Consider the following 21,890-nt stretch of genomic DNA (forward strand, 5'->3'; position numbering starts at 1 on the left):
ACCCGGCTCAGCTCGTGCGCAGCTCGACCACGCGCACGCCGTAGGCGGGCAGCACCACCTCGGCGAGCTCCTCGCCGGTGTGCAGGTCGTGCACCGCACGCCCCGGCGCGGTGGGGGTGACCGTGACCTCGTGGTCGTGCTGGCTGACCAGCCAGGCGAAGGTGCGCCCGTCCTCGTGCACCAGCGCGTCGGCGAACACCCGCGGGTCGTCGACGGTGACCAGCCGGTCGATCCCGGCGATGCGGGCCAGCGCCGAGTACAGGCGGTGGGTGTCCTCCGGGTTGACCCGCGCGGTGCGGGCCGCGAAGTGCTCGATCGGGTAGGTGCACAGGACCGCCTCCCCCTTGCCGGTCGGGTACCGGAGCAGGGCCGGGCGCCCGTGCGCGTCGGTGGCCACGACCTCGGCACCGCGCGGTCGCACCGGCAGGTAGGAGCGGCTGTGCTCGTTGCCGGCGACCGGGAAGCGCAGCACCTCGCCGGCGGCGATGTCACCGAAGTCCGCGGCGAAGGTCATCTCCACGACCTCGTCCACCACCTGGTCGACCACGCCGTAGGTGATCTGCTTCTCCACCCCGAACGTCTCGTCGAGGTACGGGATCCACGGCTGCCGGTGGTGGTCGACCTCGCCCGCGGTGTAGGACAGGTACAGCACCGCGCCGTCCGCGACCCGCTCGCGCAGCCGCTGCCAGGTGGGCCCCTGGATCTGCTTGACGCAGGGCAGCAGGTAGAGCGAGCAGTCGGGGTCGACGCCGTCACGTTCCCGGGTGAAGCCGACGGGCAGGTCCGCCTCGCGCGCCGCCACGTGCGCCTGCTCCAGGGAGGTGAAGATGAGCGGGCGGTCGTCGTCCTGGCTGAACGGGTAGCCCCGCTCCAGGTACTCGGTCACCACCAGCGCCGCCTGCGCGTCGGGCCGCTCGCAGCGGGCGAAGTCCACCGCGGACAGCGTGCGGGCGAACTCGTCGAGCTCGTGCAGCGGGGGCTTGGGGTTCCCGGCGCTGTCGGTGATGCCGAAGTGCATCTCGAACGGGTGGTGCGAGTACGGGCCCTGGGCGATCAGGTCGTCGTAGTCGGTGTTGTTCCAGGCGATCCACCCGGTGGCCCCGGCCAGCAGCGAGTTGTTCAGGGTCTGCCGGTAGTAGTGCGCGGCGTTCTCGGGCGAGACCTGGTCGCTGGACAGCCCGAACTCCTCCAGCACCACCGGTTTGCCCGCCACGGCGGACAGCTCGCAGAGGAACGCCGCCTTGAGGTGCTGGCGCACCGGGTCGCTGTCGATCCGGTACACGTGCGGTCCGACGAAGTCCACCAGGGCGCCGGTGTCGCGCACGGAGAAGCCGTTGTCGGAGCCGGTGACCTCGATGCCCCAGGCACCGTCGCCCAGCGACACCGGCTGGTGCCCGCCGCCGGCGCGCACCGCCTGCACCATGAGCTGCGCCCAGGCGGTGACCTGCTCGGTCGGAGCCTTCGGCTCGTGCCGCAGCCGGCCGTAGATCGGCATCTCGTTGCTGATCAGCCAGCCGGCGACCGCCGGGTGCGCGGCGAACCGCTCGGTCATGCGCTGCACGAACCAGGCCTGCCGGGACACCAGCCACACGTCGGCGTAGAGGTCGCGGCCGTCGCGCCAAGCCGGGTCCCAGTTGTCCCCGGACATGTGGCCGACGATGAAGGTCGGGATGGAGGTCATCCCGACCTCGTGGTGCGCGTCCAGGAAGTCGGCGAAGTGCTCGACCTTCTCCTCGTCGACGCGGTCCGGCTCGGGCATGAAGTCGGGCCAGTAGAAGAACGAGCGGGTCTGCCGCAGGCCGTGGTCGTGCAGCACCCGCAACTCGTCGCGCACCACCTGCGGGGAGTAGTTCCGCCACATCAGCGGCCCGCCGGTGCGGGACCAGAAGTTCGCCCCGAGCCAGACCTGCGGTTCCCCGTCGACCAGCACCTTGGCCGAGTTGCGTCGCATCGGATTCCTCTCGTCGCACCAGTGTTTCCAGGTCGGCCCGCGCACGGGTGCCGGTGGCCGGGCCACCGTTTCCGCGCCCCGTGCACGCCACTGCACCACGCCGGGGCGGTCCTCGCGCCAGGACGTCGCGCACGTCCTCCGGAGCGGTCACTTCACCGCACCGGCGGTGAGCCCCTGCGCCAGGTACCGCTGCATGAACAGGAAGCCGATCACCACCGGGATGCTGACCACCAGGGAGGCGGCCATGACCTCGTTCCAGTACACCGACGTCTGGGTGGAGTACTCCCGCAGGCCGACCGCGAGAGTCCGCGACCCCGAGTCGGTCATGATCGAGGCGAACAGCGTCTCCCCCCACGCGGTCATGAACGAGTAGATGGCCACCGCCGCGATGCCGGGGCGGGCGGCGGGCAGCACCACCCGCACCAGCGCGCGCACCGGGCCCGCACCGTCGATGAGCGCCGCCTCGTCGAGGTCGCGCGGGATGGAGTCGAAGTAACCGACCAGCATCCAGATGGAGAACGGCAGCGAGAACGTCAGGTAGGTGATGATCAGCCCGATCTGGCTGCCGTGCAGCGCGATCCCGGTCACCTGCCCGATCGTGGCGTAGAGCAGGTACAGCGGCAGCAGGAACAGGATGCCGGGGAACATCTGGGTGGACAGCACGACGATCCGGAAGGTGTCGCGTCCCCGGAACCGGTACCGGCTGATCGCGTAGGCGGCGAACACCGCGATCGCCACGGACAGCACCGCCGCACCGGTGGCCACCACGACGCTGTTGCGGAAGTAGGTCGCCAGCGACACGGTGGACCACATGTCCACGAACGGCTGGAGGGTGATCTCATCGGGGAACCACTCGAACCGGTCCTGGACGGCGGCGAGCGGTTTGATCGACGAGGTCACCATGACGTAGAGCGGGACCAGCACGAACAGCGCCAGGCCGGTCAGCCCGACCACTCGCAGGACCCGGAACCAGCGCGGCTCAGACATCCTTCACCTTCCGCGACGTGAACGCGAGGTACCCCGCGGTGACCAGCAGCAGGAACAGCAGCAGCAACGCGGACATCGCCGAGCCCAGGCCGAAGTTCCAGGTGAGGAACGAGCTGTTGTAGATGTGGATGGACAACAGGTTCGCCGCGCCCGGAACCGACTGGTCGAACAGCAGGTAGGGCACGTTGAAGTCGTTGAACGTCCACAGGAACAGCACCAGGACCAGCACCTGGTTCACCGGGCGCAGCATCGGCAACGTGATCGAGCGGAACTGCTGCCACGGCCCGGCCCCGTCCACTGTGGCCGATTCGTGCACGTCGGCCGGGATGGACTGCATGCCGGCCATCAGCGCCAGGAACGCGAAGGGCCACAGCCGCCACACCGCGGTGACCACCAGGCTGAGGAACGCGTTGTCACCCAGCAACCAGAACGTGCCGCCGCCGACACCGAGGTCGTCGAGGACGGTGTTCACCATCCCGTCACTGCGGTCCAGCATGAACTTCCAGATCAGCACCGCGGTGTAGACCGGCAGCGCGTAGGGCACCAGGAACAGCGCGCGCAGCAGTGCCCGGCCCGGGAAGGTCCGTTGCAGCAGCACGGCGGCGAACATGCCCAGCGCCCAGGACAGCGCCACGGTCAGCACCGCGAAGGCGCAGGTCACCAGGAAGGAGCGCAGCAGCTCGGCGCCGACCGCCCCGTTGAAGTCGATCGCGAACCGGTAGTTGTCCAGCCCGGCGAACGGCGCCTGCAGCCACGTGCGCAGGTGGAACTGCGTCAGCTCCAGCAGGCTCATCCACAGCCCGCCGAGCATCGGGACCAGGTGCACCAGCAGTTCGAAGAACAGCGCCGGAGCGAGCAGCAGGTACGGCAGCTTCCGGCTGTTGACCGTCCACCTGCGACGGCCGGCGCTCGTCGGTGTCGTGCTCATCCGCCGCTCCCCCGCATCTTCAGCTCGGCGTCCGCCAACGCCTCGAGCACGTCCGCGTCCCCGATCCGCCGACCGGTGGCGACCTCGGCGAACAGGTCGCGCATCGCCGCGCCCACGGTGGTCTCGAACTGCGCTTCGTTGGGGATCATGGGCACCGTCTCCGCCCCGGTGGCCAGCACGTCGCGGAACACCTGGTTCTTCGGCGTGTGGAACGCGGGGTGCCCGTAGGCGTCCTCGACGACCGGCAGCGTGCCGTACGCGTCGTTGAGGATCGCCTGCTCCTCGGCGCTGGTCAGGAACTTCACCAGCTCCAGGGCCTGCTCGCGGCGCGGGCTGTCGGCGAAGACCGCGATGTTCGACCCGGCGACGTGGCTGCGCACCGCACGGCCGCCGGGCGGCAACGGCTCCGGCACCGGCAGCGGGACGACGCCGTAGGCCTCGTCGGGCATGCCGTTCTCCTCCAGCGTCGGGATGACGCTGTTCTGCGCGACCAGCATCGCCGCCTTGCCGTTGGTGAAGTCGGCGGCGGCGCCGGAGGAGTTGCCCTCCTCGGCGGCGTCGGGACTCACCACGCCGTCCACACCCATCAGGTCGATGTACTGCCGCACCGCGGCCACGGCCTCCGGCGAGGTGAACGTGGCGGTGCCGTGCTCGTCGATGAGGTGGGTGCCGTGCTGGCGGCTGAACATGAACGCGAAGTGCGCGTTCTCGGTGTAGCTCGCCCCGGCGATCGTCAGTCCCCAGCGGTCGCGCGCCGGGTCGGTCAACCGCTTGGCGACGTCGACGAACTCCTGCCAGGTCCGCGGGGGCTCGACACCGGCTTCGGCGAACCGCTGCTTGTCGTAGAACAGCCCGTAGGACAACCCGTACAGCGGCAGCGAGGACGGCGGTCGGCCGGGCATCCCGGTGGAGCTCATGCTGCTGTCCAGGAAGCGGTCCCGGCCGCCGAAGCGTTCCATCATCGCGTCGTCGAAGTCGACGAAGGCGCCGGTCGCCTGCAGCGAGGCGGCCCAGGTGTTGCCGAGGTTGACCACGTCCGGGGCCACACCCGAGGTCGCCGCGCCGAGGATCCGGTTGAGCAGGTCGGACCAGCCGATGACCTCGACGTCGACCTCGATCCCGGTGCGTTGGGTGAACTTCTCCAGTTCCGCGCCGAGGATCCGCAGGTCCTGTTCCGCGCTCTTGCCCTGGTTGCTGGCCCAGTACGTGATGCGGTGGGGGTCCTCGGCCGGACGTGAGCATCCGGTGAGCATGGCGGTGAGCAGCGTCGCGATCAACGACACCGCCGCGAGTGAGCGTTTGTCCACGAAAACGACTCCTCGTGCTTCTCGGGCCCGTCGTTGGACCCGCCGCTCAAGCTAGGGACTTAACCGGTTAACCAGAAGAGTCAGTTCTCGCCGTTATCGTTTTGTTGACTTCCGGGGGCGGCGGTGCTGGCCCGCGAGACGAGGCGCCGAGGGGAGAGTTCCCGGTCCTCCACCGCGCCGGTCTCGACGAGTTCCAGCAGCATGAGCGCCGCGGTCGCGGCGTCCTGCGCCACCCCGTGCGCGAAGGCGGTCACCGCGGGCCGCACCACCCGGCACAGCATGGAGTCGTCCCACGCCACCACGGACAGGTCCGCAGGCACCCGGACCCCGAGGTCGTCGGCACTCGCCACGGCGGCCACCGCCATGACGTCGTTGTCGTAGACGATCGCGGTCGGCCGGTCGCGGGCGGCGAGCAGCTGCCGGGTGGCCCGCACCCCGCCTTCCTCGGTGTAGCCGCCGGAGGCCTGGCTGAGCACGACGCCGTCGAACTCCTCGGCCGCTTCGCGCAACGCCTCCTCCCGCCGCACCGTGTGCTGCAGGTCGCGCGGTCCTTGCACGTGCCCGATCCGCCGGTGCCCGAGCTGCGCGAGGTGCGCGAGCGCGGTCCGCGCGACGTCGTGCTCGTTGCCGCGCAGCACCGAACTGCCGGGCATCGGGTGCGCGATCCCGAAGTAGACCGTGGGCGTGCCCAGTTCGCGCAGCAGCCGCGGGCGCGGGTCGGAGACCCGCAGGTCGGTGACCACCACGCCGTCCACCCGGCGCTCCGCCCACCAGTGCTGGTAGGTGGCCAGTTCGGTCGCGGTGTCGGTGGCCAGCGCGAGCTGCAGCGAGACCCCGTGCTCGGACAGGGTCCGCTCCAGTCCGGCGACCATCTGCATGAAGAACGGCTCGGTGTGCAGCACCTCGGGCGAGCGCGCCAGCACGATGCCCACGCTGGCCGCCCGGTCGCTGGAGAGCGCACGCGCGGCGCTGCTGGCCCGCCACCCCATCTCGGCGGCGACCTCGAGGATCCGCTGCCGGGTCCGCGCGGACACCCCGCCGCGCCCGTTGAGCGCGTAGGACACGGCGGCCTTGGACACCCCGACCTCGCGGGCGATGTCGATGATCGTGGGCCGCTTCACGCCGGTCTCCTCCCCCGGCCACCTCGTCGGCAGCGCGGCACTTCCCGGCGCGCACGGGTCCCGAGCGGCGGCCTTGACCGACGCGATGATAACCACCCCGGTGACCGCAGAAGACCGGTCGACCGCCGGTGGCCGCGCGCCACCGACCAGCGGCCGAGGACACGCGCCCCTGCCACGAGGCCGGGGCAGCGGGTCGTCGTGGCCCGCCGGGAGAACCGCTCGGCGCGGCGGAGACCTGGTGCGTCGCACCGAAGTTGGACCATCCGGCGGATTGTCCAGACCAGTCCGGCCCAGGTTGGGTGGTGTTCCGCGAGTGTGTCGCATACGTCCACACTGGACGCTCGCGCGCGACGCCCGGAACCCTGGAGGAGGCGACGTGATCCGCTCCGTTCTCGGCCTGGCCAGCGCCGCGCTGCTCGCCGCCGGTGCGGCCGCACCGGCGACCGCTGCCCCGGAGGCGCCACCGCCCCAGATCACCCCGCAGCCGCAGCAGGTCGAGCAGCTCGGTGCCGACGTCCCCGTGCCGGAGCGGGTGGCCGTGGTGGTGGATCCCGAGGTCGACCGGCCGACCCGCGACCTGCTCGTCGCGGTGCTGCGCAGCGCCGGCGCGCAGCAGGTGGACGTCGTCGAAGCCGGTCAGCAGCCGGACGCCCCGCTCGCGGTGCGGGTCGGCGGCCTCGCCACCGAGGACGTCGCCCGCGGACTGCGCGACGCGGGCGTCGAGGTGCCGCCCGACCTGCCCGCCGAAGGCTACGCACTGGCCGTCCAGGACGGCTCGGTGGTGCTCGGCGGGGTCGACTCCGACGGGACCTACTACGCCGCGCAGACGCTGCGCCAACTGGTGCGCGGGCACGCGATCGCCGCTGCGGGGATCGTCGACCACCCGCTGATGCCGCTGCGCGGCGCGATCGAAGGCTTCTACGGCAGCCCCTGGACCCACCAGGAACGCCTGGACCAGCTCGCCTTCTACGGCGACGTCAAGCTCAACACCTATGTCTACGCGCCCAAGGACGACCCCTACCACCGGGAGCAGTGGCGTGACCCCTACCCGGCGGACAAGCTGGCCGAGCTCGGCGAGCTGGTCGAGCAGGGCACCGCGCACCACGTCAGGTTCACCTTCGCCCTCTCCCCCGGGCTGTCCATCTGCTACAGCAGCGAGCAGGACTGGCAGGCGCTGGTCGCGAAGCTGCAGGCGATGTACGACCTCGGGGTGCGCGCGTTCTCGCTGCCGCTGGACGACATCGACCACACCACGTGGAACTGCGCCGAGGACGAGGCGAAGTACGGCGCACCCTCCCCGGGTTCGGCGGGGCAGGCGCAGGTGGACCTGCTCAACCGGGTGCAGCGCGAGTTCATCGCCACCCACGAGGGCGCGAAGCCGCTGCAGACCGTGCCCACCGAGTACTCCGACACCGAGGACAGCCCGTACAAGAAGACCATCCGGGAGCAGCTCGCCCCGGCGGTGGTGATGATGTGGACCGGGGTCGGCGTGGTCCCGCCGGAGATCACCGTGCCGCAGGCCGAAGAGGCCGCCGCGGTGTGGGGCCGCAAGGTCTTCGTGTGGGACAACTACCCGGTCAACGACTACGACGCGACCGAGGGCCGGCTGCTGCTCGCGCCCTACGCCGAGCGGGAGCCCGGGTTGCACGACCAGCTGTCCGGGATCGTGCTCAACCCGATGAACCAGGCCTCGGCGAGCAAGGTCGCCGAGTTCGGCGCCGCCGACTTCACCTGGAACGACACCGCGTACGACCCGCAGCGGGCCTGGCAGGAGGCCGCCCGCTACCTCGCCGGCGGGGACCCGGCCACCACCGAGGCGCTGCTGGCGTTCTTCGACCTGGAGCACCTCGCCCCGACCTCGAACGGACAGGTGTGGCAACCGCAGGCGCCGGAGCTGGCACGGCGGCTCGACGAGTTCCGCGCGACGTGGGCCGACGACAAGGGCGCGGCGATCGCGGCGCTGCGGCCCTACGCGGAGCTGATCGCCGCTGCGCCCCAGCGGATCCGCGACGGGGTGGCCGATCCGGCGTTCGCCGCCGACGCCGCGCCGTGGCTGGACGCCACCGACCTGTGGGGCGCCGCGCTGCTGGCCAGCCTGGACGGCCTGCAGGCCCGGGCGGACGGCGACGAGGGCGCCGCCGAGCGGGAGTTCGCCGAGGCCGCCGACCTGGCGCGCCGGGCGGGCGAGATCCAGACGATCCCCGGCGAGACGCGGCCGCAGGGACCGGTGCGGGTCGGCGACGGCGTCCTCGACACCTTCATCGCCGACGCGCCTGGCCTGCGCTGAGGCCTCACCCGCGGTCGGCCAGCAGGTCGGTGACCAGCTGGCTGACCTGGTCGGTCTCGATCAGGAAGCCGTCGTGCCCGTGCGGCGAGGTGATGGTGGCGACCGGACCGGCTCCCGGGATCAGCTCGGCGAGCTGCCGCTGCTGCTCCAGCGGGAACAACCGGTCGCTGTCCACCCCGGCGACCCGGGTGCGGGCCGTGACCCGGCGCAGCGCGGCCGCCACCCCGCCCCGGCCGCGACCCACGTCGTGCCCCGACATGGCCTGTGCGAGCACCACGTAGCTGGCCGCGTCGAACCGGCGGGCGAGCTTGTCCGCGTGGTGGTCCAGGTAGGACTCGACCGCGTACCTGCCGCCGTACCAGGGGTGCTCGCCGTCCTGGTGCGCGGTGCCGAACCGCTGCTCCAGCTCGTGCGGGCTCCGGTAGGTGATGTGCGCGATCCGCCGCGCCACCCCCAGGCCCGCGTGCGGGCCGCGCCCGTCCGGCAGGTCGTGGTAGTGGCCGCCGAGCCAGTCCGGGTCGCTGCGGATCGCCTCGATCTGGGCCGCCGACCAGGCGATCTGCTCCGCGGAGGACACCGCGCAGCAGCACAGCAGCAGCGCGGCGGAGACCCGCTCCGGGTGTCCCGCCGCCCACTCCAGCGCCCGCATCCCGCCGAACGAGCCGCCCATCACCGCCGCCCAGCGCCGGATGCCGAGCGCGTCGGCGAGCCGCACCTCCGCCTGCACCGCGTCCCGCACCGTCACCGCTGGGAACCGCCCGCCCCACGGCCTGCCGTCGGGCGCGGTGCTCGCCGGGCCGGTGCTGCCCTGGCACCCGCCGAGGACGTTCGGGGCGACCACGAACCAGCGGTCGGTGTCCAGCGCCCGTCCGGGCCCGACGAGCCCGTCCCACCAGCCGGGGCTGGGGTGCCCCTCGTCCGCCGGGCCCGCCACGTGGCTGTCCCCGGTCAGGGCGTGCAGCACCAGCACGGCGTTGGACGCGTCCGCGTTGAGCTCGCCCCAGGTCTCGTAGGCCAGCTCGACCTGCGGGAGCACACCACCGGCTTCCAGCACCAGCGGTTCGGGCAGCCGGAACCAGCGCCGGCGACCGGCGGGGTTCCCCTCCCGCCACGCGCCGGTGGCGGGAGGGGAACCGTGCGTCCGGGTCATCGCTCCAGCTCGGCCTTTGCCGCTCGGAAACCGGCTTCGAGGTCGGCCTTGAGGTCCTCCACCGCCTCGATGCCCACCGACAGCCGCACCAGGCCGGGGGTCACGCCGGCCAGCCGCTGGTCGTGCTCGCTGAGCTGGCTGTGCGTGGTGCTCGCCGGGTGCGCGATGAGGCTGCGCACGTCACCGATGTTGACCAGGTGGCTGAACAGCTCCACGCCGTCGACGAACGCCCGCCCGGCGTCGACGCCCCCGCGCAGCTCGAAGGAGACGATCGCACCGGCCCCGCCCGGCAGGTACTTCTGCGCGAGCCCGTGCCACGGGCTGCTGGGAAGCCCCGCGTAGTGCACGGATTCGACCTCGTCGCGGGTGCTCAGCCACTCGGCGAGCTGCTGGGCGTTGCGCACGTGCCGCTCGATGCGCAGCGACAGCGTCTCCAGGCCCTGCAGCAGCAGGAAGGCGTTGAACGGCGAGATCGCCGGTCCGATGTCGCGCAGGCCCTGCACCCGCAGCTTCGCGGCGAACGCGCCGTGGCCCAGGGCCGGCCAGTACTGCAGACCGTGGTAGCTGGGGTCGGGCTCGACGAAGCCCGGGAACCGCTCGCTGTGCGCGCCGAAGTCGAAGGTCCCGCCGTCCACGACGATCCCGCCGATGGCGGTGCCGTGCCCGCCGAGGTACTTGGTGGCCGAGTGCACCACGATGTCGGCACCGTGCTCGATCGGCCGCAGCAGGTACGGGGTCGTCACCGTGTTGTCCACGACCAGCGGCACCCCGACCTCGTGCGCGAGGTCGGCGACGGCCCGCACGTCGAGCACGTTCGAGCGCGGGTTGCCCAGCGCTTCGCCGAAGAACAGCTTGGTGTTGGGCCGCACGGCCGCCCGCCACTGCTCGAGGTCGTCGGGGTCCTCGACGAAGCTGACCTCGATGCCGAGCTTCGGCAGCGTGTGGTGGAACAGGTTGTGCGTGCCGCCGTACAGCGACGAGCTGGACACCACGTGGTCACCGGCCTGCGCGAGGGTCAGCACGGTGAGCGTCTCGGCGGCCTGCCCGGAGGCCAGGGCCACCGCCGCCACGCCGCCTTCCAGCGCCGCCACCCGGTTCTCCAGCACCTCCTGGGTGGGGTTGTTGATCCGGGTGTAGATGTTGCCGGTCTCGCTGAGGTTGAACAGGTTGGCCGCGTGCTCGGTGTCCCGGAAGACGTAGGAGGTGGTCTGGTAGATCGGCACCGCCCGCGCCCCGGTGGTGGGGTCGGGCACGGCACCGGCGTGCACCTGGAGGGTGTCGAACGACCACGCGGAACGGTCGTTGGCAGCGTCAGCGCTCACAGCTTCTCTCTCCTGGAGTGGGTACGGTCGTGCGGTGCGACCACGCGCTCGCACCTGTGGCGGTGTGCCGCAGGTCGCGGGAACGTGCGGTCAGACCGCCACGGGGAGGTCACGGCCGCTGCGCTCCGCGCGCGGCAGAGGTGGATCAACACGCCGAGGCGGTCACACGCACGAGGTCGACGTGCCGACGGGCAACCAAACGGATCACGCTCCGCAGCGTAACGACACGCGTGCTCTGCGCAACCCTTCCCATGATTCGGGAACCGCGCGGTCGGCAGGTCGCCGCGACTGTCCGCAGTGGAGCGCCGGACGGTTCAGCCGCGTTCCCCGAGGGAGCGCCAGCGCAGCTTCTCCCGCTCGCGCTTGGGGAGTCCGGCGACGACCAGGTCGTAGGAGTCCTCGACCAGCTCGAGGACCAGCTCGTCCGGCACCGAACCGTCGAGCACGACGGTGTTCCAGTGCCGCTTGTTCAGGTGGTAGCCGGGGGTGATGGCCGGGTAGCTCAGGCGCAGCTGCACGGCCAGGTCCGGATCGCACTTGAGCGAGACCCGCAGCGGCTCGGCGTCCAGCCGGCTGATCGCGAAGATCCTCCCGCCGACCTTGAACACGCTGTTGTGCTCGTCGAACGGGAACTCCTCGCGCGCGCCGGTCAGCGCCAGGCACGCGGCCTTGAGCTCGTGCGGTGTCATGCCGAGAACCTAACCCGGACCACCGACACCGACGCGCCGGTGACCCGCGCGCGGGCGGGTGTAGCCTGGCCCCGCTGGCCGCGTGCCGAGGCACCTCCCCCCAGTGGCCGACGCACGCGGCCGGCTCTGACTGGGGGGCTCCTCGTGGCGATCACGCATCGTGCACCCGACCCCGCCGGTCGCTCCTCCCCGCGATGATCGACCGGCGCGATCAGCCCACCGCGTTGGGCCGAACGGGTCAACGTCGTCGGTCGCGCGTCACCGCCCCCGCACGAAGCAGTCCCAGCTGCGGAGGTGGGGAGGATGGGCCAACTCGGTCACCACGTGCGACCGGCCAGGCAGTGCCGGCCCGAGGCGCACCACGTGGACGCGCTGACCGCGACGCCGCGCCGGCGGTGGGTGGTCGCCGGGGCGGCTGCGCTGGTCCGCTCGCGCAGTCCGGAGCACACGTCATGAGCCGCACCGTGGCGGTCCGGTTCGCCTCCGGGGTCACCAGCGAATCCCGCCGCGAGGCGCACCTGGCGACCTGGCCGGGCACGGGCGTCCCGGCCACCTGGCTGACGTTCTGCGGGATGGAGATCCCCGCGCACCAGGCCGAGGTCTTCGACAGACCGGCCGGCATGCCGTGCATGCGGTGCCTGACCGACGCCACCCCCTCGATCACGGGAGGGCCCTGACGCTCCCGCCGCTCCCGGGATCGCCGACCGGCCCCGCACAGCGCGAGGGTCTGGACCCGGTGCACCACCAGACCCAGACCCTCGCCACTGGATTCCCGATCAAGGGTTCCCAGACCCCGTCATCCCGGGGTGCCCTCCGGCAGCCGCGTCAGTCCACGAACAGCACGGAGCGCACCAGCACCCCGGGCGGCGCGGTCTCCCCCGCCCGCAGGACGAAGTAGGCGTCCGAGGCACAATCCGCGTCCGCGAAGGCGACCGCCGTCTCGGTCGTCCCGTTGTGCACCCGGTACGCCGAGGCGTCCACCGCGTCCAGCAGGTCCAGCCGGTGGCAGACGCGCCCCTCCGGGTCGTGGAGCGCGGTCCGGAACACCTGGCCCTCGCGCTGGAACGAGTAGGCGAAGTCGCCCTCCGCGGCCAGCGCGGAACCCGGCAGGGACAGCAGCACGCCGACCGCACCGAGAGCGGCGGCAGTAGCGCGAAGACGCATGGATCGTCCTTTCACCAGGAGGATTGCGGCACGTGCAGGACAGATCCTCCGGCGCGCGGCACCCGCCGCCAGCCCGATCACCCTCCGGTGGGGTGGCCGAGCGCGAAGTTCACCGGTCAGCCGGACCCGTTCACCGCGCCACCGCCAGTGACACCGCGAAGTCGCCCGCGTCGTCGAGCCACCACTGCTGCAGCTCGAAACCGGCGGCGGCGAGCTCGTCGTCGACCCGCGCCCGCCGGAACTTCGCCGACACCTCGGTGCGGACCTCCTCGCCCTCGGCGAGCTCCGCGGTCAGCGCCAGCCCTGCCAACCGCACCCGCATCGGCCGCTCGGCGCGCAACCGCATCTCGATCCACTCCTGCTCGGCGTTCCACAGCGCCACGTGCTGGAACGCCTCGGGGACGAAGTCGGCCCCCAGCTCGCGGTTGAGCACGCGCAGCACGTTGCGGTTGAACTCCGCGGTCACCCCCAGCGCGTCGTCGTAGGCGCGGACCAGCCGATCCGGGTCCTTCACCAGGTCGGTGCCCAGCAGCAGCCACTCCCCGGGCCGCAGCGCCGCGCGGACCGAGGCGAAGAAGCCCGCCCGTTCCGCGGGCAGCAGGTTGCCGATGGTGCCGCCGAGGAACGCCACCAACCGGTCGGGACCCGCGTCGAGGGCGGCCATCCCGCTGGTGAAGTCGTCGACCACCCCGCGCACCAGCAGCTCCGGGTAGTCCAGTGCGATGGCGTCCACCGCCGCGCGCAACGCCGATCCGGAGACGTCCAGCGGCACGAACCGGCGCAGCGTCCCGTGCTTGTGCAACGCGTCGAGCAGCAACCGGGTCTTCTCCGACGACCCCGAGCCGAGCTCCACCAGGGTGGCCGCCCCGGTGGTCTCGGCGACGTCCATCGCGTGGCGCTGCAGGACCTGCTGCTCGGCCCGGGTCTGGTAGTACTCCGGCAAGGTGGTGATCCGCTCGAACAGCTCGCTGCCGGTCGCGTCGTAGAACCACTTGGGCGACAACCACTTCGGCCGCTCGGTCAGCCCCGCGCGGGCGTCGGCGCGCAGCTCGCGAGCCGCGTCCTCGTCGGTGAACCGCACGATCAGTTCCGGTTCGCTCATCACTCCCCCCTCTCGGCCAACGGCCGCACCTGGACGTCGTGGACGGACGCCACGACCACGCTCCGGTCTGGCACGGCGCGCCATCCCTCCCGCGCGCCGAACGGTTCGGACGCCACCGTCACCGCGGCGGGCTCCTGGCGCACCCACAACGAGTGCGTCCACGTGGTGGCCACCAGCCGTGCGCCGTCGCTGTAGAGCAGGTTCAGCCGCGATCCCGGGGCGGCGTCGGCCACCTCGCCCACCAGCTCCGGCACCGCCACCTCCGGGTCGGCCCCGGCCAGCAGCCGCTGCCGCAGCAGCGCCCACAGCAGCGCCGAGTCGGTCACCGCCTCCAGGGACAGCAGGTCGACCACGTCCAACCGGGCGGCCGGCTTGGCCACCGAGTCCGGCCAGCCGGCGACCCGCCCGTTGTGGCTGAACAGCCGGGTGCCGTCGGTGAACGGCGCGCACGCCTCGGCCACCACCGGCATGCCGACCGTCGCCGAGCGCACCGCGGCGACCACCGCACCGCTGTGCACCTCACGTGCGACGTCGCGGAAGGAGGTGTCGGTCCACATCGGAACGGCCGCCCGGTACCGGGCCGTGGTGCCGTCCGCGCGGTGCCAGCCGACGCCGAACCCGTCGGCGTTGACGGTGCCGCCGCCGCGCATGTCGGTGGGCGCCCACGTCTGCTCCAGCAGCGCGTGGTCGGGTTCCAGCAGCAGGTCGGCGAGCGCGACCTCCGGGCCCAGGTACCCCAGGTGTCGGCACATGGGTCAGCCGAGCTCCTCGGCCCGCGGGGTGCGGGCGCAGCGGAACCCGGCGAAGATCTGCCTGCGGATCGGGAAGTCCCAGTTGCGGAAGGTGCCCCGGCAGGCGGCCCGGTCGGTGCCGAACGAGCCCCCGCGCAGCACCTTGTACTCGGACCCGAAGAACACCTCCGAGTACTCGCGGTACGGGAAGGCCGCGAACCCCGGGTACGGCAGGAAGTCGCTGGAGGTCCACTCCCACACGTCGCCGATGAGCTGCCGGGCGCCGCAGGGCGCGGCACCTGCCCGGTAGGCCCCGGCGGGTGCCGGCTGCAGGTGCCGCTGGCCGAGGTTGGCGTGCTCCGGGCGCGGGTCGTCGTCGCCCCACGGGTAGCGGCGGGAGCGGCCGGTGGCCGGGTCGAAGCGGGCGGCCTTCTCCCACTCCTGCTCGGTGGGCAGCCGCTTGCCCGCCCACGCGGCGTAGGCCTCGGCCTCGAAGAAGCTGACGTGCACCACCGGTTCGGCTTCCGGCACCGGTTCGAGGTGGCCGAAGCGGCGGCGCAGCCACCGGTCCCCGTCGCGCTGCCAGAACCGGGGCGCCCGCAGGTCGGCGCGCTGGCGGTAGGCCCAGCCGGCCTCGCTCCACCAGCGCGGGTCGTCGTAGCCGCCGGCGTCGATGAACGCCAGGTACTGGCCGTTGGTGACCGGCGTGGTGTCCAGGTAGAAGTCGGCGACGTGCACCTGGTGCGCGGGGCGTTCGTTGTCCAGCGCCCAGGGTTCGGTGGAGGTGCCCATGGTGAAGGGGCCGCCGGGCACGAACACCTCGGGCGGCAGGACGTCGACGTCGGACGGGGGCGGCTCGGCGGCCAGCGCGGGCGGCCCCTTGCGCAGCTGGTGGGTGGCCAGCATCGTCTCGTCGTGCTGCTGCTCGTGCTGCACGATCATGCCGAAGGCAAAGCCCTGGTCGACCAGCCGACGCCCCTCCAGCGGGGTCCGCTCCAGCACGTCGAAGACCTTCTCGCGCACCGTGCCGACGTACTCGCGCGCCTCGGTCGGCCCGAGCAGCGGCAGCTGGGGACGGTCGGCGCGGGCGTGCTGGAAGGCGTCGTAGAGGTCGTCGATGTCCGGCCGGATCGCCTCGGCGCCACCGACGTCGCGCACCAGCCACAGCTCCTCCTGGCTGCCCACGTGCGCCAGGTCCCACACCAGCGGGGACATCAGCGGCGAGTGCTGCGTGACCAAGTCCTCGTCGTCGACGGCGTCGGTCAGCTCGGCGCTGCGCCGCCGGGTGCGCGCCAGCTCCGCCGCCACGTGCGCGCGCAGGTCGTCGTCGCTCAGCTCTGCCAGGTCCACCGCTACCTCCACGATCAACGATCACCGGCCGCGGCGATCCGCCGCGCCACGAAGTCGGCCAGCTGCCCGGACAGTCCTGGCGGGACGTCCGGGCCCTGGAGCAGTTGGCACGCCAGGTCGAAGACGGACACGGCGACCCGCGCCAAGGTCCGGTCGAGCAGACCGTGCCGCGCCGCCTGCACCCAGCGGCCGACCGCCGGGGCCGTCAGCGTCAGCACCTCGTCCACGACGGACTCCTCGCGGAACAGGGCGATCAGGGCCGCGGCGGGCAGCATCCAGCCGTCGCCTGGCTGCGCGTCGAGGTAGCGGACCTCGAAGTAGCCGCGCGGCCGGACCGGGGGGAACACGGTGGTCAAGTGGTAGTCGAGGTCGTCGCGGGTGGGCGGGTCCGGCAGCGCCCCGCCGATCCACTCCGCGAAGCTGACGCCGCTGGGCGCGGTCCAGTCGTCGCCGTCGCGCCGCAGGCACACCACGGGGGTGTCCAGCACGCGCCGGGCCCAGCTCGTGGCCGGGTCGGCGGTGATCGAGCTCGGCCGGGTGCGCGGCGGGTCGGTGCGCAGCAGGACCCGGCTGCGGGTGGACGCCCAGCCGGTGCGCGCACCGAACAGCTGCGGCGAGTTGGCGAAGGCCGCCAGCATGACCGGTCCGAGCGCGTGCAGGGCGGCCCAGCGGGCCGCCACCCGGTGCGACTCCCCCGCGTCCAGGCACACCTGCACCCCGGCGGTGCTGCACATCATCAACCGGCCGTCCAGGCCGATGCGGTCGAAGGCGGTCTCCATCGCCGCGTAGCGCGGCACGCGCAGGATCCGGCGGGGGTGCCGCCACGGGTCGGTGCCGTGCTCGCCGAGCACCAGGCCCTCGCGGTCCAGGCGGCGCGCGACGTGCGCGGCGTCCGCGGCCACCACGGTGAACAGCGAGCGCATGGACGTGGTGGGGCGGCTGGACACCTCGACCTGGCCGCCGGGTTCGACGGTGAGCACCGAGCCGTTCGGCAGCGGCCGGTGCGGGCTGTCGGGGACCAGGGAGCGGGGGGCGTGCTCGCCGAGCGCGGTGATCAGCGCCGCGGTGTCGATCGGTCGCGTGGGGTCGTCCCGGTGGTGCACGGTCCATTCGAGCTCGATGCCCATCAGCTCCGGAGGGCCGTGCTTGAAGCACACCGACGCCACGTACGCCTCGGCCTCCGCCCGGGTCCGGACGCGGGAGGTCGGGAAGTTCGCGGCAGCAGGATCGGTCGACACCGGCAACATGATCACCGCCCGTGATTGGCCGGTTACCGACGCTACCGCGCGCCCCCGATGGTCGCGACCCTTGTTCTCGCGCCCCGCAGCTGCTACCGGCGTGCGGGCTCCCGCGGTGCGGGCGGGACGTCCAGCAGGCGGGACGTGCGCAGCAAAACGTACGTACGGATTGCACTCCCCCGGTGCGACCTGGGACGATCAGAGCATGCCTCGGGTCAGCCAGGACCACCTCGACGCCCGGCGCCGTCAGATCCTCGACGGCTCCCGGTCGTGCTTCGCGCGCTACGGCTACGAAGGTGCCACCGTTCGCCGCTTGGAGGAAGCGACCGGGCTCTCCCGCGGTGCCATCTTCCACCACTTCAAGGACAAGGAGTCGCTGTTCCTCGCCCTCGCCGAGGACGACGCGACCCGGATGGCGGACGTGGTCGCCGAGCAGGGCCTGGTGCAGGTCATGCGCAACCTGCTCGACGCGTCGAGCTCCCCCGCCCTCGGCGCGGACTGGCTCGGCACCCGGCTCGAGGTGTCCCGCCGGCTGCGCACCGACGAGGAGTTCCGGCAGCGCTGGGCGCAGCGGTCCGAGCAGCTGACCGCCGCCACCCGGGCGCGCCTGCAGCGCCAGGCCGAGGCGGGCAACCTCCGCGACGACATCGACATCGACGTGCTCACCGCCTACCTGGAACTGGTGCTCGAGGGCCTGCTGTCGCACCTGGCGATGGGCCTGCCCGCCCAGCACCTGCGCCCGGTGCTGGACCTGGTCGAGGAGAGCGTCCGCCGCCACCGGCACTGCTGACGGCCCCCGCACGCCGGCGCGTTCGGAGGCGCACCCGCGCCCCGACGCGACGTACGATCGCAGCCTCCGATCGGCCGAGCGCGAAGGAGCCCGCGGGGGAATGTGGAGCGAGTGGTGGAATCGCTTCCTCGCCTCGGACCCGGCCATGCGCAGGCTGCGGACCGCGACGCGGGTCGTGCTCGCCGTCGCGCTCACCATCGCGGTCGTGGTGCCGGTGCTGTCCTGGTGGGGGCAGCCGCTGCCGCTGGCCCTGATCGGCGCCGTGGTGGCGATCAACTCCACGGTCGGGGTCAACGACCCGGAGCGGCGCCAGCAGCAGGTCACCACGCTGCTGACGCCGCTGCCGGTGACGGCCGCGCTGGTGCTGGCGGTGCTCACCGCGCGCTGGCCGCTGGTGAACACCGTGCTGTTCCTGGTCGTCATCTTCGCGGCGGTCTACGTGCGCCGCTTCGGTCCGCGGTACTACCCGCTGGGCATGGTCGCCTTCATGGGCTACTTCTTCACGATGTTCGTGCGCCCGCACCCGGACCAGCTGCCCGCGCTGTGCGTGGCGGCGGTGGCCGGGTCGCTGGCCGCGTTCACGTTGCGCTTCCTGGCGCTGCGCGACGACCCCGAAGGAGTGCTCGAACGCGGTCGCCGGACGTTGCACGCGCAGGTGCACGGCCTGCTGCACGCGGTGCGCGACGTCGCCGAGAACCCGGGTTCGGTGGCCCGGCGGCGCGAGCTGAACAACCGGTCGGTCCGGCTCAACGAGACCGCGCTGATGCTGGAGGGCTCCGTCGGACAGCTCACCTCCCTCGACGAACGCGGGCGCGAAGCCCTGCGGCAGCGCATCCTCGACGTCGAGCTCGCCGCCGAGAACCTGCTCACCCCGCTGCTGCGGCTGGTGGACCACCCCAGCGGGGGCGAGGTCGTGCCGCACGCCGTCGCCGGGCTGCTGGAGGTGCTGCGCGCCGATCCGCAGGAGCTGCGGGAGTCCGCGCGGCTGGTGGCCGAGCAGATCGAGCAGCAGGGGTCGGTGGCGGTCGCGATGGCGGTGCGGCGGCTGGGCACCTGCCTGACCGAGCTGACCGAGGCCACCAGCGAGTTCGACGAGGACCGCGCCGAACCGGAACCCGCCGCCGAGGACGAACCCGCCGCCGAGGAACCGGAGGAGGAGACCGGGCTGCAGCGCCCCGAGCTGCGGATGGCCGTCCAGGTGACTTGCGCGACCGCCCTGGCGATCATGCTCGGCCAGCTGGTCTCGCCGAACCGGTGGTACTGGGCGGTGATCACCGCGTTCGTCGTGTTCATCAGCACCAACAGCCGCGGCGAGCTGCTGGTGCGGGCGTGGCAGCGCACCGCGGGCACGGTGCTCGGCGTGGTGGCGGGCATCCTGGTCGCCGCGCAGATCTCCGGCAACCTGGCCGCCGAGCTGGCCATGATCCTGCTCTGCGTGTTCCTCGGCTTCTACTTCGCCGGGTTCTCCTACGCGCTCATGACGTTCTTCATCACCACGCTCCTGGGCGCGCTCTACGGGATGCTCGGCACCTTCGACGCCACCGTGCTGGAGACCCGGTTGTGGGAGACCGCGGTCGGGGCGTTCGCCGGGGTGGTGACCGCGGTGTTCGTGCTGCCCACCCGCACCCGCTCCCTGGTGCGCACCAACACCGAGGAGTTCCTGCGCGGGCTGCGGGACCTGCTGCGCGACACCGGCACCGAGCTCAGCGAGCGCGGGGAGGTCACCGGCCTGCAGGAGTCGGTGCGCGAGCTCGACGACAGCCTGCAGAAGGTCGTGCGCAGCGCCCGGCCGCTGACCTCCTACCGGTTGCGGTCGCGCCGCAACCAGGTGCAGCGGACGGTGACGGTGCTCAGCGGCTGCGCCTACTACGTGCGCAACCTGGCGGTGGCGCTGGCGGCGACCGCGGACATGGTCGACGAGGACACCCGCGGCCGGCTGGCCGAGCTGCTGCGGGCGCTGGCCGACGCGGTCGAGGCGGTGCGCAGCCGGGCGCAGGTCGGCTTCGAGGAGGCGATGGACGCGGCGCGCCACACCGTGGACTCGCTGCACGACATCGCCGAGTCGCTGACCGGTGGCCCGACGTCGCTGCACCGCACCATCCGCTGGCTGGACCGCACCTCCCAGGTCGTCGAGGACCTGGCCCGCGAGCTCGGCACCACCGGCGAGCAGCGCGCCGCCTGACCGCCCGGCGCTGAGCGAACGCTGAACGGCCGGGCCCCGCGCCGGGACCCGGCCGTTCAGCGCCGCTGCGAGCAGGGCGTCACAGGACGCCGTGCATGTAGCGCTTGATGCTCTTGGAGAAGACCAGGAGCAGCACGGCGCAGGCGATGGTGGCCACGCCGACGATGCCGAAGTAGACCTCCTGGTTGTCCACCGAGTAGGCCTTCACCAGCTGGGCGCCCAGGCCCTGGCCCATCGCCGGGGCCAGGAAGTACAGGCCCATCGTCTGCGAGGCGAAGACCTTCGGCGCCAGCTTGGTGCTGGCCGACAGCCCCACCGGGGAGAGCATCAGCTCACCCACGGTCATGATCACGAAGACCAGGGCCAGCATCAGCGGCAGGTGCTTGTCGCCGCCCGCGACGACCTTCGACAGCACGACCCACAGGAAGGCGGCACCGACGAAGAACACACCGCCGACGAACTTCTGCGGGGTGTTGGGCTGGCGGTTGCCCAGCTTCATCCACAGCGCGGCCATGACCGGCGCCAGGATGATGATCGTCAGCGAGTTGATGGACTGGAACCACGAGGCCGGGACCTCGAAGCCGAAGACGTCCAGCTGGGTGTCCGCCTCGGCCAGGTTCGCCAGGGTGTTCGGCTGCTGCTCGAACAGCAGGAAGAACAGCGCGGTGGCCAGGAACAGCGGGATGTAGGCGAGCAGCCGGTCGCGCTCGACCTTGGTGATCTGCTTGCTGGACAGCATCACCACGAAGTAGACGACCGGCAGCACCGCGGAGATCACGCTGATCACGTTGACCAGGCCCTCCAGACCCAGCACACCGCTCACCGTGAGGCCGCCGAGCACCACCACGAACGCCACGCCGATGCCGACCGCGCGGCCCAGCACCCGGCCCTTGTGCTCCGCGGGCAGCGGGTTCACCGGCCCGGCCCCGGCCGAGCCGAGGTACTTGCGCCCGTAGGTGTACTGCACCAGGCCGAGCGCCATGCCGACGGCGGCGGCACCGAAGCCCCAGTGCCAGCCGACGCGCTCACCGAGCGTGCCGGCGACCAGCGGCGCGAGGAAGCCACCGAGGTTGATGCCCATGTAGTAGATCGAGAAGCCGGCGTCGCGCCGGGTGTCCTCCTCGCTGTAGAGGCCGCCGACCAGGCCCGAGACGTTCGGCTTGAGCAGACCGGTGCCGATGACCAGCAGCACCAGGCCGAGCACCACGGTGGCCACGCCACCGGGCAGCGCCAGGCAGATGTGGCCGAACATGATGACCACGCCGCCGTAGAACACCGCCGACTGCGCACCCATGACCCGGTCGGCCAGCCAACCGCCGACGACGCCGGTCATGTACACCGAGGCGCCGTAGATGCCGACCACCGACAGGGCGGTCGATTCCGGGATGCCCAGGCCGCCCTCGGAGACCGCGGCGTACAGGTAGTAGGCCAGGATGGCCCGCATCCCGTAGTAGGAGAAGCGCTCCCACATCTCGGTGAAGAACAGCGTCGACAGGCCGCGGGGGTGTCCGAAGAACCCCTTCTGCGGTGCGTCCGCAACCGTGGAGGAACTCACGATCACGTCCTCTCGTTGACCAGGCGGCGGTGACCG

At 72.2% G+C, this 21,890-nt stretch carries 18 protein-coding genes; 4 read left to right on the forward strand and 14 right to left on the reverse strand.

Annotation, left to right across the window (positions count from 1 at the left end; translation table 11 throughout):
• Positions 1-7: 7 nt before the first annotated feature.
• The 5 genes from HNR68_RS18355 to HNR68_RS18375 form a co-directional block, all read right to left on the reverse strand.
• The gene (locus tag HNR68_RS18355; protein WP_179722785.1) at positions 8-1,951 is read right to left on the reverse strand and encodes a glycoside hydrolase 5 family protein; all 1,944 of its coding nucleotides are present in this window, start codon (positions 1,949-1,951) and stop codon (positions 8-10) included.
• Positions 1,952-2,098: 147 nt separating this feature from the next.
• Complete coding sequence (locus HNR68_RS18360) at positions 2,099-2,938, reverse strand: carbohydrate ABC transporter permease (RefSeq protein WP_179722787.1); 840 nt, start codon at positions 2,936-2,938, stop codon at positions 2,099-2,101.
• Positions 2,931-3,866, reverse strand: coding sequence for a carbohydrate ABC transporter permease (locus HNR68_RS18365; protein WP_179722789.1), 936 nt, complete (start codon positions 3,864-3,866; stop codon positions 2,931-2,933). The genes HNR68_RS18360 and HNR68_RS18365 overlap by 8 nt, the downstream gene beginning before the upstream one ends.
• Positions 3,863-5,173 carry an ABC transporter substrate-binding protein gene (locus tag HNR68_RS18370; RefSeq protein WP_343050224.1) on the reverse strand — a complete coding sequence of 437 codons (1,311 nt, stop codon included), beginning with the start codon at positions 5,171-5,173 and terminating at the stop codon, positions 3,863-3,865. Before HNR68_RS18370 ends, HNR68_RS18365 begins: the two co-directional genes overlap by 4 nt.
• Positions 5,174-5,253: 80 nt before the next feature.
• Positions 5,254-6,294, reverse strand: coding sequence for a substrate-binding domain-containing protein (locus HNR68_RS18375; protein WP_179722791.1), 1,041 nt, complete (start codon positions 6,292-6,294; stop codon positions 5,254-5,256).
• Positions 6,295-6,670: 376 nt separating this feature from the next.
• On the opposite strand from HNR68_RS18375, the gene HNR68_RS18380 reads away from it, so the two are divergent.
• Positions 6,671-8,581 (forward strand): glycoside hydrolase family 84 protein, encoded by a 1,911-nt coding sequence (locus tag HNR68_RS18380; RefSeq protein ID WP_343050225.1) that lies wholly within the window; start codon positions 6,671-6,673, stop codon positions 8,579-8,581.
• Positions 8,582-8,585: 4 nt separating this feature from the next.
• Here the strand turns inward: HNR68_RS18380 and metX are convergent, their stop codons facing one another.
• The 3 genes from metX to HNR68_RS18395 form a co-directional block, all read right to left on the reverse strand.
• Positions 8,586-9,731 (reverse strand): homoserine O-acetyltransferase MetX, encoded by a 1,146-nt coding sequence (gene metX, locus HNR68_RS18385; RefSeq protein WP_179722793.1) that lies wholly within the window; start codon positions 9,729-9,731, stop codon positions 8,586-8,588.
• The gene (locus HNR68_RS18390) at positions 9,728-11,053 is read right to left on the reverse strand and encodes a bifunctional o-acetylhomoserine/o-acetylserine sulfhydrylase (RefSeq protein WP_179722795.1); all 1,326 of its coding nucleotides are present in this window, start codon (positions 11,051-11,053) and stop codon (positions 9,728-9,730) included. Before HNR68_RS18390 ends, metX begins: the two co-directional genes overlap by 4 nt.
• A gap of 314 nt (positions 11,054-11,367) precedes the next feature.
• Positions 11,368-11,742 carry an MmcQ/YjbR family DNA-binding protein gene (locus HNR68_RS18395; protein WP_179722797.1) on the reverse strand — a complete coding sequence of 125 codons (375 nt, stop codon included), beginning with the start codon at positions 11,740-11,742 and terminating at the stop codon, positions 11,368-11,370.
• A gap of 452 nt (positions 11,743-12,194) precedes the next feature.
• On the opposite strand from HNR68_RS18395, the gene HNR68_RS18400 reads away from it, so the two are divergent.
• Positions 12,195-12,419: a hypothetical protein gene (locus HNR68_RS18400; protein WP_179722799.1), complete on the forward strand. Its 225-nt coding sequence runs from the start codon at positions 12,195-12,197 to the stop codon at positions 12,417-12,419.
• A gap of 148 nt (positions 12,420-12,567) precedes the next feature.
• Here HNR68_RS18400 and HNR68_RS18405 read toward each other — a convergent pair whose 3' ends face one another.
• From HNR68_RS18405 to egtA, 5 genes are all read right to left on the reverse strand, one after another.
• Positions 12,568-12,906 (reverse strand): hypothetical protein, encoded by a 339-nt coding sequence (locus HNR68_RS18405; RefSeq protein ID WP_179722801.1) that lies wholly within the window; start codon positions 12,904-12,906, stop codon positions 12,568-12,570.
• 130 nt (positions 12,907-13,036) lie between these two features.
• Positions 13,037-14,008: an L-histidine N(alpha)-methyltransferase gene (gene egtD / locus HNR68_RS18410; RefSeq protein WP_179722803.1), complete on the reverse strand. Its 972-nt coding sequence runs from the start codon at positions 14,006-14,008 to the stop codon at positions 13,037-13,039.
• Entirely contained in the window at positions 14,008-14,760 is a 753-nt protein-coding gene (egtC, locus tag HNR68_RS18415; protein ID WP_179722805.1) for an ergothioneine biosynthesis protein EgtC, read from the reverse strand. The genes egtD and egtC overlap by 1 nt, the downstream gene beginning before the upstream one ends.
• A gap of 3 nt (positions 14,761-14,763) precedes the next feature.
• Complete coding sequence (egtB, locus tag HNR68_RS18420) at positions 14,764-16,089, reverse strand: ergothioneine biosynthesis protein EgtB (protein ID WP_343050226.1); 1,326 nt, start codon at positions 16,087-16,089, stop codon at positions 14,764-14,766.
• A 14-nt stretch (positions 16,090-16,103) separates the two neighbouring features.
• Positions 16,104-17,336, reverse strand: a complete 1,233-nt coding sequence (gene egtA / locus HNR68_RS18425) for an ergothioneine biosynthesis glutamate--cysteine ligase EgtA (RefSeq protein WP_179722807.1) — start codon at positions 17,334-17,336, stop codon at positions 16,104-16,106.
• Between the two features lie 196 nt (positions 17,337-17,532).
• On the opposite strand from egtA, the gene HNR68_RS18430 reads away from it, so the two are divergent.
• Positions 17,533-18,117 (forward strand): TetR/AcrR family transcriptional regulator, encoded by a 585-nt coding sequence (locus HNR68_RS18430; RefSeq protein WP_179722809.1) that lies wholly within the window; start codon positions 17,533-17,535, stop codon positions 18,115-18,117.
• 145 nt (positions 18,118-18,262) lie between these two features.
• The gene (locus HNR68_RS18435) at positions 18,263-20,299 is read left to right on the forward strand and encodes an FUSC family protein (protein ID WP_246330485.1); all 2,037 of its coding nucleotides are present in this window, start codon (positions 18,263-18,265) and stop codon (positions 20,297-20,299) included.
• A 79-nt stretch (positions 20,300-20,378) separates the two neighbouring features.
• Here HNR68_RS18435 and HNR68_RS18440 read toward each other — a convergent pair whose 3' ends face one another.
• Positions 20,379-21,854, reverse strand: coding sequence for a peptide MFS transporter (locus HNR68_RS18440; RefSeq protein ID WP_343050227.1), 1,476 nt, complete (start codon positions 21,852-21,854; stop codon positions 20,379-20,381).
• Positions 21,855-21,890 lie beyond the last annotated feature (36 nt).

Source organism: Saccharopolyspora hordei, assembly GCF_013410345.1.
Lineage (GTDB): Bacteria > Actinomycetota > Actinomycetes > Mycobacteriales > Pseudonocardiaceae > Saccharopolyspora > Saccharopolyspora hordei.

Bases quoted from the DNA above. Each gene is read 5' to 3' on its own strand.
- HNR68_RS18355 (WP_179722785.1), bottom strand. From the start codon at position 1,951: ATGCGACGCAACTCGGCCAAGGTGCTGGTCGACGGGGAACCGCAGGTC.
- HNR68_RS18430 (WP_179722809.1), top strand. From the start codon at position 17,533: ATGCCTCGGGTCAGCCAGGACCACCTCGACGCCCGGCGCCGTCAGATC.
- egtD (WP_179722803.1), bottom strand. From the start codon at position 14,008: ATGAGCGAACCGGAACTGATCGTGCGGTTCACCGACGAGGACGCGGCT.
- HNR68_RS18435 (WP_246330485.1), top strand. From the start codon at position 18,263: ATGCGCAGGCTGCGGACCGCGACGCGGGTCGTGCTCGCCGTCGCGCTC.
- HNR68_RS18365 (WP_179722789.1), bottom strand. From the start codon at position 3,866: ATGAGCACGACACCGACGAGCGCCGGCCGTCGCAGGTGGACGGTCAAC.
- egtC (WP_179722805.1), bottom strand. From the start codon at position 14,760: ATGTGCCGACACCTGGGGTACCTGGGCCCGGAGGTCGCGCTCGCCGAC.
- egtA (WP_179722807.1), bottom strand. From the start codon at position 17,336: ATGTTGCCGGTGTCGACCGATCCTGCTGCCGCGAACTTCCCGACCTCC.
- metX (WP_179722793.1), bottom strand. From the start codon at position 9,731: ATGACCCGGACGCACGGTTCCCCTCCCGCCACCGGCGCGTGGCGGGAG.
- HNR68_RS18405 (WP_179722801.1), bottom strand. From the start codon at position 12,906: ATGCGTCTTCGCGCTACTGCCGCCGCTCTCGGTGCGGTCGGCGTGCTG.
- HNR68_RS18400 (WP_179722799.1), top strand. From the start codon at position 12,195: ATGAGCCGCACCGTGGCGGTCCGGTTCGCCTCCGGGGTCACCAGCGAA.
- HNR68_RS18360 (WP_179722787.1), bottom strand. From the start codon at position 2,938: ATGTCTGAGCCGCGCTGGTTCCGGGTCCTGCGAGTGGTCGGGCTGACC.
- HNR68_RS18395 (WP_179722797.1), bottom strand. From the start codon at position 11,742: ATGACACCGCACGAGCTCAAGGCCGCGTGCCTGGCGCTGACCGGCGCG.